This is a genomic window from Pantoea sp. SGAir0183 (assembly GCF_043545505.1).
The window spans coordinates 1,393,490-1,408,557 of sequence record NZ_CP028053.1 but is presented as its reverse complement, the minus strand read 5'-3'; the positions used below and the strand labels follow the sequence as shown (position 1 = coordinate 1,408,557).

At 56.1% G+C, this 15,068-nt stretch carries 12 protein-coding genes; 1 reads left to right on the top strand and 11 read right to left on the bottom strand.

Annotated features, from left to right (window positions below; genetic code table 11):
- Positions 1–94 precede the first annotated feature (94 nt).
- Positions 95–1,753 (top strand): glucan biosynthesis protein D, encoded by a 1,659-nt coding sequence (locus C1N59_RS06755; protein ID WP_006120012.1) that lies wholly within the window; start codon positions 95–97, stop codon positions 1,751–1,753.
- A 122-nt stretch (positions 1,754–1,875) separates the two neighbouring features.
- On the opposite strand, the gene C1N59_RS06750 is transcribed toward C1N59_RS06755, so the two are convergent.
- From C1N59_RS06750 to nuoF, 11 genes are all read right to left on the bottom strand, one after another.
- Positions 1,876–2,337: a GNAT family N-acetyltransferase gene (locus C1N59_RS06750; RefSeq protein WP_054633423.1), complete on the bottom strand. Its 462-nt coding sequence runs from the start codon at positions 2,335–2,337 to the stop codon at positions 1,876–1,878.
- Positions 2,338–2,378: 41 nt separating this feature from the next.
- Positions 2,379–3,284, bottom strand: a complete 906-nt coding sequence (locus C1N59_RS06745) for an alpha/beta hydrolase (protein WP_054687452.1) — start codon at positions 3,282–3,284, stop codon at positions 2,379–2,381.
- Positions 3,285–3,477: 193 nt separating this feature from the next.
- Positions 3,478–4,935, bottom strand: coding sequence for an NADH-quinone oxidoreductase subunit NuoN (gene nuoN / locus C1N59_RS06740; RefSeq protein ID WP_006120015.1), 1,458 nt, complete (start codon positions 4,933–4,935; stop codon positions 3,478–3,480).
- Positions 4,936–4,941: 6 nt separating this feature from the next.
- Positions 4,942–6,462 carry an NADH-quinone oxidoreductase subunit M gene (nuoM, locus tag C1N59_RS06735; protein ID WP_033740623.1) on the bottom strand — a complete coding sequence of 507 codons (1,521 nt, stop codon included), beginning with the start codon at positions 6,460–6,462 and terminating at the stop codon, positions 4,942–4,944.
- Positions 6,463–6,671: 209 nt separating this feature from the next.
- Positions 6,672–8,507 (bottom strand): NADH-quinone oxidoreductase subunit L, encoded by a 1,836-nt coding sequence (gene nuoL, locus C1N59_RS06730; protein ID WP_394550449.1) that lies wholly within the window; start codon positions 8,505–8,507, stop codon positions 6,672–6,674.
- Positions 8,504–8,806, bottom strand: a complete 303-nt coding sequence (gene nuoK / locus C1N59_RS06725; protein ID WP_028724970.1) for an NADH-quinone oxidoreductase subunit NuoK — start codon at positions 8,804–8,806, stop codon at positions 8,504–8,506. Before nuoK ends, nuoL begins: the two co-directional genes overlap by 4 nt.
- Positions 8,803–9,354 (bottom strand): NADH-quinone oxidoreductase subunit J, encoded by a 552-nt coding sequence (nuoJ, locus tag C1N59_RS06720; protein WP_006120019.1) that lies wholly within the window; start codon positions 9,352–9,354, stop codon positions 8,803–8,805. The genes nuoK and nuoJ overlap by 4 nt, the downstream gene beginning before the upstream one ends.
- Positions 9,355–9,364: 10 nt before the next feature.
- On the bottom strand, positions 9,365–9,907 hold the full coding sequence (gene nuoI / locus C1N59_RS06715) for an NADH-quinone oxidoreductase subunit NuoI (RefSeq protein WP_006120020.1): 543 nt from the start codon (positions 9,905–9,907) through the stop codon (positions 9,365–9,367).
- 10 nt (positions 9,908–9,917) lie between these two features.
- Positions 9,918–10,895, bottom strand: a complete 978-nt coding sequence (gene nuoH, locus C1N59_RS06710; RefSeq protein ID WP_033740629.1) for an NADH-quinone oxidoreductase subunit NuoH — start codon at positions 10,893–10,895, stop codon at positions 9,918–9,920.
- Positions 10,892–13,615 (bottom strand): NADH-quinone oxidoreductase subunit NuoG, encoded by a 2,724-nt coding sequence (nuoG, locus tag C1N59_RS06705; protein WP_394550448.1) that lies wholly within the window; start codon positions 13,613–13,615, stop codon positions 10,892–10,894. The genes nuoH and nuoG overlap by 4 nt, the downstream gene beginning before the upstream one ends.
- 111 nt (positions 13,616–13,726) lie before the next feature.
- Positions 13,727–15,067 (bottom strand): NADH-quinone oxidoreductase subunit NuoF, encoded by a 1,341-nt coding sequence (gene nuoF, locus C1N59_RS06700; protein WP_170317973.1) that lies wholly within the window; start codon positions 15,065–15,067, stop codon positions 13,727–13,729.
- Position 15,068: the final 1 nt, after the last annotated feature.

Below are 15,068 nucleotides of genomic sequence, written 5' to 3'. Positions count from 1 at the left end.
TCTGTCGTACCCTGCTGTTGCCTGTAATAATCAGGCTCTGTGCTTCGACACGACAGTCACAACAAACTCGAAAAGCTAAGGAATGATCTCCGGCATGAATCGAAGAATGTTTATGAAAGCGTCAATGGCCTTCTCCGCGGTGAGCGGTATGACAGGCTTATCAACGCTATTCGCGCAATCCGCCTGGGCAGATGATGGCATTGCTGACGGAATCGCAGTGCGCTTCGATTTCGACGAGTTAAAAAAGAACGCGGCCGCACTGGCCAAAAAGCCGTGGGGTGGTCCACCGGGCCCGCTGCCGCAAACGCTGGCTAACCTGACGCCGCAGGCTTACAACGATATTCAGTACGATGCTAATCACTCGCTGTGGAACAACATTCCGAATCGCGAGCTTGATGTGCAGTTTTTCCACGTCGGCATGGGCTTTAAACGCCGCATCCGCATGTTTTCCGTCGACAGTGCCAGCCGTGAGGCACGCGAAATCCACTTCCGCACCGAGCTGTTTAACTACAACGATGCGAAAGTCGACACTAAGCAGCTGGAAGGCAAAACCGATCTGGGGTTTGCGGGCTTCCGTGCCTTTAAAAAACCTGAACTGGCCCGCCGCGATATCGTCTCCTTTCTCGGTGCCAGCTACTTCCGTGCTGTCGATGATACTTACCAGTACGGCCTGTCCGCGCGTGGCGTCGCCATTAACACTTTCAGTAATGGCCAGGAAGAGTTTCCGGACTTTACAGCGTTCTGGTTTGAAACGCCGAAAGCCGAAGACACAACCTTCACCTGCTATGCCTTACTGGATGGGGCCAGCATCACCGGCGCATACAAGTTTGTGATTCACTGCGAAGCCGAACGCGTGGTGATGGACATTGAGAATCATCTCTTTGCCCGCAAGGATATTCGTCAGTTAGGCATTTCGCCGATGACCAGTATGTTCAGCTGCGGCACCAACGAGCGTCGGATGTGTAACACCTACCATCCCCAGATTCACGACTCCGATCGTCTGGCAATGTGGAGCGGGAAAGGGGAATGGATTGCCCGTCCGCTGAATAACCCTCAGCGTCTGCAGTTCAACGCCTACGAAGATGAAAACCCGCGTGGTTTTGGTCTGCTTCAGCTTGATCATGACTTTGAGAATTATCAGGACGTGATTGGCTGGTATAACAAACGGCCAAGCCTGTGGGTGGAACCGGTTGGTAAGTGGGGTAAAGGTGCCATCAACCTGATGGAAATCCCCACGACCGGTGAAACGCTCGATAACATCGTCTGCTTCTGGCAGCCCGCCGAACCGATCAAAGCGGGCAACGCGTTCAGCTTTTCGTACAAACTCTACTGGAGCGCACTGCCGCCCGTACAGAGCCAACTGGCGCGTGTGGATGCAACCCGCACCGGCATCGGCGGCTTCCCCGAAGGCTGGGCGCCAGGCGAGCACTTCCCGGATGTGTGGTGCCGCCGTTTTGCTGTCGACTTTATCGGCGGCGATTTGCAGGCCGCCGCACCAAAGGGCATTGAACCGGTGATTACCGTGTCCTCCGGCACCTTTAAGCAGGTTGAGATTCTGTATGTTGAGCCGATCAAAGGGTACCGTATCCTCTTTGACTGGTATCCTGACAGCGACAGCGTACAACCCGTTGAGATGCGTCTGTTCCTGCGCACCAAAGACGAAACGCTGAGCGAAACGTGGCTCTATCAGTATGTGCCGCCCCCGCCAGACCAGCGTAAATACGTTGACGATCGCCAGATGACCGTCAGCTAACACGGCCATCTCACGGCATAATGCATCTCAGGCCTGGCGCCGGGATGCATTTTTTTTGCATACGTGAAAAGAACACGCGACAGGCTGAGGGAGGAATAAAACCGTCAGGCCGTTAGCGCGGTTTATTTCCCCCCTGCTCTGCGCATATCAATATGGGGAATACCGTCCTCAAGGTAGCTGTCGCTGACCGCGACAAAACCGTGACGCTGATAAAACCCCGCAAGATGCGCCTGGGCAGAAAGAAACTGTGCATGCCCTGGCCAGTGCTGTTCACAGCTGGCTATCGCCTGCATCATCAACTGGTTACCTAAATTCAGGCCACGGGCTTTGCTGGAGATGATGACGCGCCCAATTTTTACCTCTGTCTCGGCGCGCCGGGGCGACAGGATGCGCGCATAGGCCAGCAGGTCATCCTGCGCCATGCCGAGGAGGTGACGATTCTCGCCCTGCAAATCCTGACCATCCACATCCAGATAGGCGCACTGCTGCTCCACGACGAAGACTTCACAGCGCAACGCCAGTACTGCATAAAGCTGCGGGACGCTTAATGCCTGCTGGTGCAGATCCAGCCAACTGATATGCATGTCTCATCCTCATTCAATAACCGACCCCTCACTGTAGCCTGCTAGCGGCTTTGCAGCCAGTGTTGATAACGCGCAGGCCAGGCCATGGTGGGTGTGCCGGGTTTCCCCATACCAAAACCGTGCCCGCCGGTTGGGTAGCGGATCATCTCCACATTTACGTGATGTTGCTGACAGGCTCGCGCCATGATCAGCGTGTTGTGGGGATCGGATATCGGGTCATCTTCGGCCTGCACCAGAAAAAAAGGCGGTGATGCTGCTGTCACCGTATTCTGCACCGACCAGGCGGCTTCTTCTGCCGCCGTAGGATGCGCCCCCAGCAAAACGCGGTGAGTGGATGTGTGCGTATAAGGCGCTTCCAGCGTAATGACGGGATAAATCAGCGCGGCACCGTCAACCTGAACAGGTGCGCTGTCCTGTGCCTCTGTCACCGCCCCCATGCGCGCACCCATCGGGCTGATGGCCATCCCGAGCAAATGCGCACCGGCCGAAAACCCCAGCACCGTTAACCCTGTTGCCTGTGCTTTGACCAGTTGCAGGGCACGCAGCGCATCCTGCAGGGCAACCCGGTTACCATCGCCCCAGTGTTCGGACGGCAGACGATAACGTAATATCGCCGCAGTGTAGCCGCGCGCCGTTAACCAGCGAGCCGCGGGCCAGGCTTCTTTTGCCATTTCTATCCGTTTATAGCCGCCACCACCGGCGATCAGGACAACATGACCGTTCCCCGTGCCCGGCCGTAAGACGGTTAAGGTGGGTACGGCGATATGACGCTCTGCGCCTGAAGGCGATGTCTCAACCGGCCCCTCTGGCCCGCCACCGCCGGGTGGCGTGCCGGGCCAGAGGGGAATAACGGTTTGGGCGACAGCGGCCTGCGCGGCGAATGACAGTGTGCTTTTTGCCGTCAGCAGCGTTGCGGTACACCCCAGCAGAAAATGTCGGCGATCCATAAGCAATGCTCCCCCTTATCTGTTCGCCCCATTTCAGCACGAAACTGTGGAAACAGAATGAAGATGCAGAATGAAAACGAAGAGAAAAGCGGACGCGACGTGATATTGCGAAGGCTATGCAAAAATCACCTGTGTCGATTTTCAGACAAAAAAAATCAGGCCCGAAGGCCTGATTGATCGCAACAGCGTAACATTACATCAGCGGCTGGGCCATCTGCACCAGTCTGATTAACGGCTGCGGATAAACGCCCAGCACCAACACCAGAATCGCGGAGATCAAGACAACCACGCCACCGGCGGTGAAGGCCCAGTTGGCTGGCGTATCGCGGCTCAGCAATTCAGGCGGGCTGAGATAAAGACTGACGGTAACGCGCAGATAGTAGTAAAGACCAATCGCACTGCCGACCACCACCGCACCGGTCAACCACCACAGGTTGGCGCTCACGCCAGAGGCAATCACGTAGAATTTACCGATAAAGCCCAGCGTCATGGGGATACCCGCCAGCGACAGCATCATCACGGTCATCACGGCCGACAGAATCGGACGGTGCCAGAACAGCCCGCGATAGGAGTAAAGCGAATCGGCATCCGGGCCACGATAAGGACTGGACATCAGGCTTACCACACCAAACGCGCCGAGGCTGCTGAACAGGTAACCGGCCAGGTAAACCCCTGCGGTTTCCAGCGACAGCTGATGATCTTTCACCGCAATCAGCGCGACCAGCAGATACCCCAGATGCGCAATAGAAGAGTAACCCAGCAGGCGCTTGATATTGCTTTGCGAAATCGCCATCAGGTTACCGAACAGGATGGAGACAAAGGCAATCACGGCCAGTACCGTCCGTACGGCTTCGCTGTCGGTCACCGGCGCGTACATAAACAGGCGCATGATAACGCCGAAGATCGCAATTTTGCTGGCGGTGGCAAGGAAAGTAGAAACCGGTGCGGGTGCGCCCTGATAAACGTCCGGCGTCCACAGATGGAATGGCACCAGTGACAGTTTAAAGCCCAGACCGATAATCAACATGCCCAGACCGACCAGCAGCAGCGGCTCCTGAATCATGCTGTCCGTCAGACTTTTCCCCAGGCTGACGAAGCCCAGGTTGCCCGAGTCAGCGTAAATCAGCGCGATACCAAACAGCAGGAAAGACGATGCCGCCGCCGACAGGATGGTGTATTTCAGGGCCGCTTCCAGCGAACGTTTCTGACGGAAGGCGTAACCAATCAAACCAAACAACGGCAGTGACAGCAGTTCAATCCCGATAAACAGTGATGCAAGGTGGTTAGACGCTGACAACACGATACCGCCCAGTGCAGCAATCAGAACCAGCAGATAAAACTCGTCCTTGTTGTCCGGGAACGTGGCCAGCCACGGATAGGCAAAAGTACAGGTTGCCAGGCTGGCGAGCATCACCAGGGCGGTATAGAACATCGAATACGCGTCTACACGCAGCAGCGGCGTGACATCCATCGCGCCAACCTGACCGACAAAATACAGTGACAGCAGTGCCAGGTTCAGGCCAACCACTGTTAGCGTGGCGTTAACAAAGTGGTTGCGTCGCCAGGCAATGGACAGCATCACAACCACCACCGTCAATCCGACGATTAACAGCGGCAGCAACGCGATCAATTGTTGAGGAGTTATTGTCATGGCGAATTACGGCCTTGTAGTTGAAATTGAAGCGGTAAACCACTGCTGAATATTGCTCATTGCAGCATGTGAGGTATCCAGAATCGGCTGAGGATAAACACCCAGCAGCACCAGCAGGACCACGAGCACCCCAATGGTCAGGAATTCACGCGCCGACATGCCCGGCAGCGGATCTTTCGATTTCGCTTCACCGTAGTAGGCACGTTGCATCATCACCAGCGAATAGACCGAGGCGAAAACCAGGCCAAAGGTCGCAATCACGATAATGACCGGAACGATCTGGAAACTGCCGGTCAGGATCATGAATTCCCCGACGAAGTTACCCGTACCTGGCATACCCAGATTGGCGACAGCAAAGAACAGGGATAACCCTGGAATCCATTTGATGCGCGACCACAAACCGCCCATCTGACGCATATCACGGGTATGCAGACGTTCGTAAAGCTGTCCGCACAGGATAAACAGCGCCGCTGCTGACAGGCCGTGCGCGATCATCTGTACAACCGCGCCCTGGAAGGCCAACTGGCTACCGGTGTAAATCGCAATCAGGACAAAGCCCATGTGCGAAATCGAGGTGTAAGCAATCAGGCGTTTGATATCCGTCTGCGAGAACGCCATCCAGGCACCGTAGAAAATCCCGATAATCCCTAACCACATCGCGATCGGTGCAAACTCTGCCGAGGCGTTTGGAAACAGCGGCAGGCTGAAGCGCAGTAAGCCGTAGGCGGCGGTTTTCAGCAGGATACCCGCCAGGTCAACTGAACCTGCGGTCGGAGCCTGACTGTGCGCATCAGGCAGCCAGCCATGAAGCGGGACAACCGGCATTTTCACCGCAAACGCGATGAAGAAGCCCAGCATCAGCAGGTACTCCACGGTGTGCGACATTGGCGTCTTCAGCAACTGCTCGTAGTTGAACGTCCAGACGCCCGTGGCGTTGTAGTGAACAAACACCAGCGCCAGAATCGCAATCAACATCACCAGACCGGATGCCTGAGTATAAATAAAGAATTTGGTCGCGGCGGTAATACGGGTTTTACCGTCCGATGCTTTATGTCCCCACAGCGCGATGAGGAAGTACATCGGCACCAGCATCATTTCCCAGAAGAAGAAGAACAGGAACATGTCAATGGCGAGGAACACGCCGATAACGCCGCCCAGGATCCACATCAGGTTCAGATGAAAGAAGCCCTGATACTTTTCAATTTCGTTCCAGGAACACAGCACTGCCATCAGGCCGAGCAGTCCGGTCAGCACCACCATTAACAGCGAAAGGCCATCAAGCGCTAAATGGAAATTAATGCCGAAACGGGGAATCCAGGGTACTGAGAAGCTCGATTGCCACTGCGGAATACCCGCTGCCTGCGTCAGTGAATAGCCCCCCTGCAACCAGAGTTGCAGCGAGAGCGCCAACGTCAGCCCCATGGTGATCAGTGCGATCCAGCGAGGCACCTTCGCGCCGAAGCGCTCGGTGAGCCAGCAGACGAAACCACCGAAGAAGGGTATGAAAATTAGCCAAGGTAATAACACGGCATACTTCCCTTTTTTTTGTCCTGGCTCGGGCTATCTCACTTGCCCGTTTCGCCCCCGGCAGTGCTCGCAATCCTCACGTACTTCAGTACGCGCCGGTTGCTGTGCGCTGGCGGTGGCAAAACGGACTGCGCCGATTACGCCCTTACATCAGACAATCTTTGACATTCTTAATGGGTAAGTTTTCACACCTACCCGCTCATCAATCTTTAAATTACCAGCAGCAGCGCCAGCACAACGACGGCACCAACGCTCATCGACGCGACATACCAGCGCAAATACCCGTTTTCACTGACCACCAGACCTTTATTGGCGATACGTGAAAGCAACGCAGGCAGGTTCATCAGGCCGTTAAGAGGATCGCGTTTTAACAACCACGCAATGCCCAGATACGGTTTGACGAAGACTTTGTCGTAGAGCCAGTCAAAGCCCCAGGCGGCGAACCACCAGGTGCCGAAGAAACGGCCCGGCGCACTGTTGGCCACGCTGCTGACCAGCTGACGCTTGCCCAGCCAGAGGGCAGCGGCGATAACGATGCCCGCAACCGCGACCAGGCCGGACGCGATCTCCAGCGTGACTTTACCGTTCTCACCAAACTCATTGGCCGGTAAAACGCCCGCCAGCGGTGGGGTAATTAATGCACCCACAAACGTTGAGAGCACCAGCAACACAATCAATGGCAGATGATGGGTAATGCCTTTGCCCGCGTGCGCATGGATTTTCTCTTCGCCGTGGAAGACGATAAAGATCATGCGGAAGGTGTAGATTGAGGTCAGGAACGCCCCTACCAGACCCGCGACCATCAGGTTCAGATGGCCGTTCGCCAGTGCACCAAACAGGATTTCATCTTTACTGTAGAAACCGGCGGTAATCAGCGGCAATGCGGCCAGGGCAGCACCGCCGACCAGGAAGCAGGTGTACACCAGTGGGATGCTTTTACGCAGTCCGCCCATCTTAAAGATGTTCTGCTCGTGGTGGCAGGCCAGGATAACCGAACCTGAGGACAGGAACAGCAAGGCTTTAAAGAAGGCATGGGTCATCAGGTGGAAAATGGCGGCATCCCACGCCTGCACGCCCAGCGCCAGGAACATGTAGCCGATCTGACTCATGGTAGAGTAAGCCAGTACACGTTTGATATCCGTCTGGACCAGAGCAGCAAAACCCGCCAGTACCAGCGTAATCGCACCGATAATGCCGACCAGATGCAGCACTTCAGGCGTCAACAGGAACAGGCCGTGGGTGCGGGCAATCAGGTAAACCCCTGCCGTCACCATGGTGGCGGCGTGAATCAGCGCGGAAACCGGCGTTGGACCTGCCATCGCATCGGCCAGCCAGGTCTGAAGCGGCAGCTGCGCAGACTTACCTACTGCGCCACCCAACAGCATCAGCGTGGCCCATTGCAGCATGTGGTTGTCCGCCGCAAAGTGTGCCGGTGCCAGCTCCGACATTTCGCGGAAGTTGAGCGTACCCAGTTCGTTGTAAAGGATGAACAACGCAAATGCCAGGAAGACATCACCGACGCGCGTGATGATGAATGCCTTCATCGCCGCCTTGCCGTTTTCCGGATTGCTGTAATAGAAGCCGATCAGAAGATAGGAGCACAGCCCTACCCCTTCCCAACCCAGATACATCAGCATCAGGTTATCCGCCAGGACCAGAACAACCATGCTGGCGATAAACAGGTTGGTATAAGCGAAGAAGCGTGAATATCCCTCTTCTCCACGCATATACCACGAGGCGAACATATGGATCAGGAAGCCGACACCGGTCACCACCGACAGCATGGTGAGCGACAGGCCATCCAGCGTCAGATTGACCTGAATATTAAAATTGCCGACATGAATCCAGGTCCACAGCGCCTGAGTGAAGACCTGCTGCCCGTGAGCAAAGAAGTCGAAACCCACAAACACCGTGGTGAGCGCAGCCAGCCCGACCGATCCCATGCCCACGGTCGCGGACAGGTTTTCTGACCAGCGGCCACGGGAGAACGCTAACAGCAGAAAGCCGATTAGCGGAAATAAGACAGTTAAATAGAGAAGGTTCATCCGCGCATCTCGCTCACAGTATCAATGTTCAGCGTCTGACGACGACGATAGAGCTGAAGCAGCAGGGCCAGCCCAATACTGGCTTCCGCTGCGGCGAGACTGATAGCCAGAATATACATCACCTGACCGTCAGCCTGTCCCCAGTAGCTGCCTGCAACAACCAGCGCCAGCGCCGCGGCATTAATCATGATTTCCAGGCTTATCAGCATAAACAGCAGATTACGGCGCAACACCAGCGAGGTCAGTCCCAGCACAAACAGCACCGCCGCCAGAATCAATCCATGTTGTAAGGGAATCATGCTTGCTCCTTATTCGCCTGCGCGGCATCGTTTGAACGGTTGCTCAGGACTTCGCCCTGGCGCTCTTCGCGGCCCAGGTGGAAAGCCACAACCAGGCCGGCCAGCAGCAGCATTGATGCCAGTTCAACCGCCAGCACATACGGGCCAAACAGACTGATGCCCACCGCTTTCGCATCGATAATTTTGCCGTCAATGCCCTGGTCATGTGCCGTCATGATGGCGTAGATCATCACTGCCAGCAGCAGCAACGAAACCAGGCCCGGACCAATCCACAAAGACGGACTTAACCATTCACGCTCCTGTTTCTGTGTGGCTTTGCCCAGGTTAAGCATCATCACAACGAACACGAACAGCACCATGATGGCGCCGGCATACACAATAATTTCCAGCGCACCTGCAAAGTAGGCACCCAGAGAGAAGAAGACGCCAGCCACCGATAACAGCGAAACGATCAGGTACAGCAACGCATGTACCGGATTAGTGTGGGTGATCACGCGCAACGTCGTCACCACCGCCACCAGTCCGCAAAGATAAAACGCAAATTCCATGCCCTGCTCCTTAAGGTAGTAAGCCTTTGACGTCGATAGGTTTCGCTTCGTTCTCTGCGTCACCCTTATCTTTACCGTCAATTGCCATACCTGCCATACGGTAGAAGTTGTACTCCGGATATTTACCCGGCCCCGAGATCAACAGGTCTTCTTTTTCGTATACCAGATCCTGACGCTTGAACTCGCCCAGTTCGAAATCCGGCGTCAGCTGGATAGCGGTAGTTGGGCAGGCCTCTTCGCACAGGCCGCAGAAAATGCAGCGTGAGAAGTTGATACGGAAGAACTCTGGATACCAGCGGCCGTCTTTGGTTTCCGCTTTTTGCAGCGAAATACAGCCTACCGGACAGGCTACCGCACACAGGTTACAGGCAACACAACGCTCTGCACCATCAGGATCGCGGGTCAACACAATACGGCCACGGTAACGCGGTGGCAGGTAGACCGGCTCTTCTGGATACATCTGGGTTTCGCGTTTCGCGAAGGCGTGCATGCCAATCATCCAGATACTGCGCACTGTCGTGCCGAAGCCTACGACAATATCTTTTAACGTCATTTGTTACCCCTTACTGCGCTGTATAAAGAATCACTGCGGCGGTCGCCAGCAGGTTCAACAGCGTCAACGGCAGACACACTTTCCAGCCGAACGACAGCACCTGGTCATAGCGTGGACGCGGAAGCGCAGCACGAATCAGGATGAACATCATCATAAAGAACGCCGTTTTCAAGGCGAACCAGATGAACGGCGGCAGGAAAGGCCCGTGCCAGCCACCAAAGAACAGCGTCACAATCAGCGCTGAAACGGTGGTAATCGCGACATATTCGCCGACAAAGAACAGACCAAATTTCATACCGGCATATTCAATGTGGTAACCGTCAGCCAGTTCCTGCTCGGCTTCGGGCTGGTCAAACGGATGGCGGTGACAAACGGCCACACCCGCGATACAGAAGGTCACAAACCCAAAGAACTGCGGGATGATGTTCCACAGATGCGTCTGACTGTTGACGATATCGGTCATGTTGAACGAGCCCGCCTGCGCTACCACGCCCATCAGTGACAGACCCAGGAACACTTCGTAACTCAAGGTCTGCGCAGAGGCACGCATCGCACCTAACAGCGAGTATTTGTTATTACTCGACCAGCCCGCAAACAGCACGGCATATACGGCCAGGCCCGCCATCATCAGGAAGAACAGCAACCCGATATTGAGATCGGTCACCACCCAGGTCGGTGAAACCGGGACGATAGCAAAGGCCAGCAGCAGGGAAACAAACGCGATGACCGGCGCCAGCGTAAAGATAAAGCGATCGGTGAACGGGGGAACCCAGTCCTCTTTAAAGAACATCTTGATCATGTCAGCAACCAGCTGCAACGATCCGCCCCAGCCCACACGGTTTGGCCCATAGCGGTTCTGAAACAGGCCGAGCAAACGACGCTCGGCGAAGCTCATAAACGCACCGCAGGCCACCACGACCAGCAAAATCACCAGCGCTTTACCAATGGCGATCAGAATGTCGATAACATCCGGTGTTAACCAGCTCATTGCGCCGCCTCCTGCAGAGAATCAATTTTTGCATTCGCCAGGAAGGCCGGGACACCGGGCATACCGAGTGGAAGCCCAACCTGCCCTGCCTGCAAAGAAGCCGAGAAACGCACTGGCAAACGTACGGTTTCACCTGCACAGGTTAATTCCACTGCTGCACCGTTATTCACGCCCAGCTTCGCGGCATCTTCCGGGTTCAGAACCAGGGTTGGTGCCGACATGCGCTGCTGGATAACCGGCGCACGCTGCGTCATTTCTTCACTTCCGAATAACTGGTAGTAAGGCGCGACGCGGAACTGACCTTGCGTGGCATAGGCTTCTGGTACGCTACTGAACCAGGCAAGCTGCGCATCGCTGGCTTCGAACAAACGCACACCGGGATCGCCATGACGCAGTTTCCCGCCCACTTCATCCTGGAATTTGTTCCACGCCTGCGGTGAGTTCCAGCCTGGTGCCCACGCAAACGGAATTTGCGAACGCGGGGCGCTCGGCTGGTTGTTTCCTTCCATCGAGAAGGCAAACATGGTGTCCTGATCCTGCGGCTGACGCGGCTCGTGCACGCTGATATTCGCGCGCGCAGCAGTACGCCCACTGGCACGATGCGGAGAACGCGCCAGCTTCTGACCACGAATACGGAAGCTGGCATCCGGCGCCGCATCCTTGATCCCTTTCAGTTGTGGCAGACTTGCCACAACGGCATCAATGACATGGTCCAGTTGCGTCCAGTCAACGTGACGGCTTTCCAGCGCGCTGTGCAGCGAGTGCAACCAGCGCCAGCTTTCCAGCATCACAATGCTGTTATCGTAGTAGGCAGGATCGTACACCTGGAAGAAGCGCTGTGCGCGGCCCTCATGGTTAATTGACGTACCGTCGCTTTCGGCAAAACTGGCAGCGGAAAGCACCAGTCCGGCTTTTTCCACCGTGGCGGTGCGCTGATGATCGACCACAATCACGTTAGCCGCATGGTTCATCGCCGCATCGACCTGCGCTTTTGGCGCATGGCGATACAAATCGTTTTCCAGCACCACGACCGCATCGGCTTCGCCGTTCTGCAGTTGTTCCAGTGCCTGATCCAGCGTATTACCCCCCATCAGGCCCAGGCCCATGCTGTTAGCATGACCAGCCAGCAGGGTGATACCGACGTCTGCACCGCGCGCTTTCAGGGCTTTGGCCACGTTCGCGGCCGCTTCGATCATGGCACTGCTGCCTGAATGCACACCGGAAATGATTAGCGGTTTTTTGGCACCGGCCAGCGCCTGTACCACCACATCCAGCTTACCGTTCAGCGCACTGTCGAAATCGCTGACGGCTGGCGCACTGTCGTCCAGCGCGTGGGCAATCGCAAAGCCAAGACGCGCCTGTTCTTCAACCGGGGCACGGTAGCTCCACGCCGCGATGTCGTCCAGACGGGTTTCATCGACGTTGGTGACAAATAACGGATGCTTAGCGTGCTGACCGATATTGAGGATCGCGGCGATCTGCCAGTCTGCGACTTTCTGCGCAGCGGCCATTTCGCGGGCTTTGCCTTTTACTGCCTGACGCACTGACAGGGCCACGCGTGCGCCAACCTGTGTCAGGTCTTCGCCTAACACCAGCACCGCGTCGTAGCTCTCGATCTCGCGCAGTGAAGGCGTATAAATGCCGCCTTCACGCAGCACTTTCAGCAGCAGTTCAAGACGCGCCTGTTCGCCCGCGGGCATACCGGTAGAGAAGTTTTCCGCACCGACCAGTTCGCGCAGAGCAAAGTTACTTTCGATGCTGGCACGCGGCGAACCAATACCAATGACGCGCTTCGCCTGACGCAGGACATCGGCTCCGGCGTTAACGGCCTGCTCGGCATTTAGCTTCACGCTGTCGTTGCCACGCAACTGGACCGGATGGCGAGGACGATCTTTCAGATTGACATAACCGTAGCCAAAGCGACCACGATCACACAGGAAGTAGTGGTTAACGCTGCCGTTATAGCGGTTTTCGATACGACGCAGTTCGCCGTAGCGCTCACCGGGGCTGGTGTTACAGCCTACGCTGCACTGCTGACAGATGCTTGGCGCGAACTGCATATCCCATTTACGGTTATAGCGTTCGGAGTGGGTTTTATCGGTGAACACGCCGGTCGGGCAGATTTCGACCAGGTTACCGGAAAACTCGCTTTCCAGCGTGCCGTCTTCCGGACGACCAAAATACACGTTGTCGTGCGCACCATACACGCCCAGATCTTTTCCGTCGGCATAATCTTTGTAGTAACGCACGCAGCGGTAGCAGGCGATACAGCGGTTCATTTCGTGCGAGATGAACGGACCGAGATCCTGATTGCGGTGAGTACGTTTGGTGAAGCGATAGCGGCGGAAGCTGTGGCCTGTCATGACCGTCATATCCTGAAGATGACAGTTACCGCCCTCTTCACATACCGGACAGTCATGCGGGTGGTTAGTCATTAACCACTCCACCACGCTTTCACGGAACTCTTTCGCTTCGCCATCATCAATTGAGATGAAGGTGCCATCGGACGCCGGTGTCATACAGGACATGACAAGGCGGCCGCGGGTGTCTTCAGCGTTCTGGAATTGCTTCACCGCACACTGGCGGCAGGCACCCACGCTTCCCAGCGCCGGATGCCAGCAAAAATAAGGAATATCAAGGCCCAGAGACAGACATGCCTGTAGCAGGTTGTCCGCTCCGTTCACATCATATTCTTTACCGTCTACATGGATTGTAGCCATAGTGACATGCTTCCGTCAGGCTCGTCAGAAACGAGCGTTAATCAAATTCTTGCCCCTGCACACTGCAACAGGGACGGCGGCACAGGGCCAGCTCCCGTGGATAACGGCGAATTACCAGCGCGCTTTCAGCAGGTTTGGCTGAATACCGCCGATAGATCGGGTATTGCCAAACACCTGCGGCGCAATGCCGGCTTCAAACTCTTCACGGAAATATTTAATGGCGCTCTGCAGCGGCTCGACCGCACCCGGCGCGTGGGCACAGAAGGTTTTGCCCGGGCCAAGCTGGCGGCAAAGCTGCTCCAGGGTCTCAATGTCCCCCGGCTGGCCTTTTTTCTGCTCCAGCGCGCGCAGAATCTTCACGCTCCACGGCAGGCCATCACGGCATGGCGTACACCAACCGCAGGATTCGCGGGCAAAGAACTCTTCCAGGTTACGCACCAGTGAAACCATGTTGATTTCATGGTCCACGGCCATTGCCAGAGCGGTACCCAGACGGCTGCCGGCTTTACCAATGCTGGCAAATTCCATGGGCAGATCGAGGTGCTGCTCCGTTAAAAAGTCGGTCCCCGCGCCACCCGGCTGCCAGGCTTTAAAACGCAGGCCGTCGCGCATACCGCCGGCATAATCCTCAAGGATTTCGCGTGCGGTGATACCAAATGGCAGTTCCCACACGCCAGGGTTTTTCACCCGGCCGGAGAAGCCCATCAGTTTCGTACCGGCGTCGTCGCTTTTTGACAGACCTTTGTACCACTCGACGCCGTTGGCCAGAATAGCCGGCACGTTCGACAGCGTTTCAACGTTGTTCACGCAGGTCGGCTTGCCCCACACGCCCGCGCTTGCCGGGAAAGGTGGCTTGGAACGTGGGTTGGCACGGCGACCTTCCAGGGAGTTAATCAGTGCCGTTTCTTCACCGCAGATATAACGTCCCGCACCGGTGTGGACGAACAGTTCAAAATCAAAACCGGTACCCAGAATGTTTTTGCCCAACAGGCCTGCTTCAGTGGCTTCCGCAATCGCACGACGCAGATGCACTGCGGCTTCAATGTATTCGCCGCGCAGAAAGATGTAGCCCCGGTAAGCTTTCAGGGCAAACGCACTGATTAGCATGCCTTCCACCAGCTGATGCGGCATCTGTTCCATCAGCAGGCGGTCTTTATACGTGCCAGGCTCCATTTCATCGGCGTTACACAGCAGGTAACGGATGTTCATGGATTCATCTTTCGGCATCAGGCTCCACTTCAGGCCCGTCGAGAACCCGGCACCGCCGCGCCCTTTCAGGCCGGAATCTTTTACCAGTGAGACGATTTCGTCAGGTGCCATCCCTTTCAGAGCTTTTTCCGCACCGGCATAGCCGTTTTTGCTGCGATACTCATCAAGCCATACCGGCTGCTGATCCTCGCGCATGCGCCAGGTCAGGGGATGGGTTTCAGCAGTACGAATGATCTGTTTGATT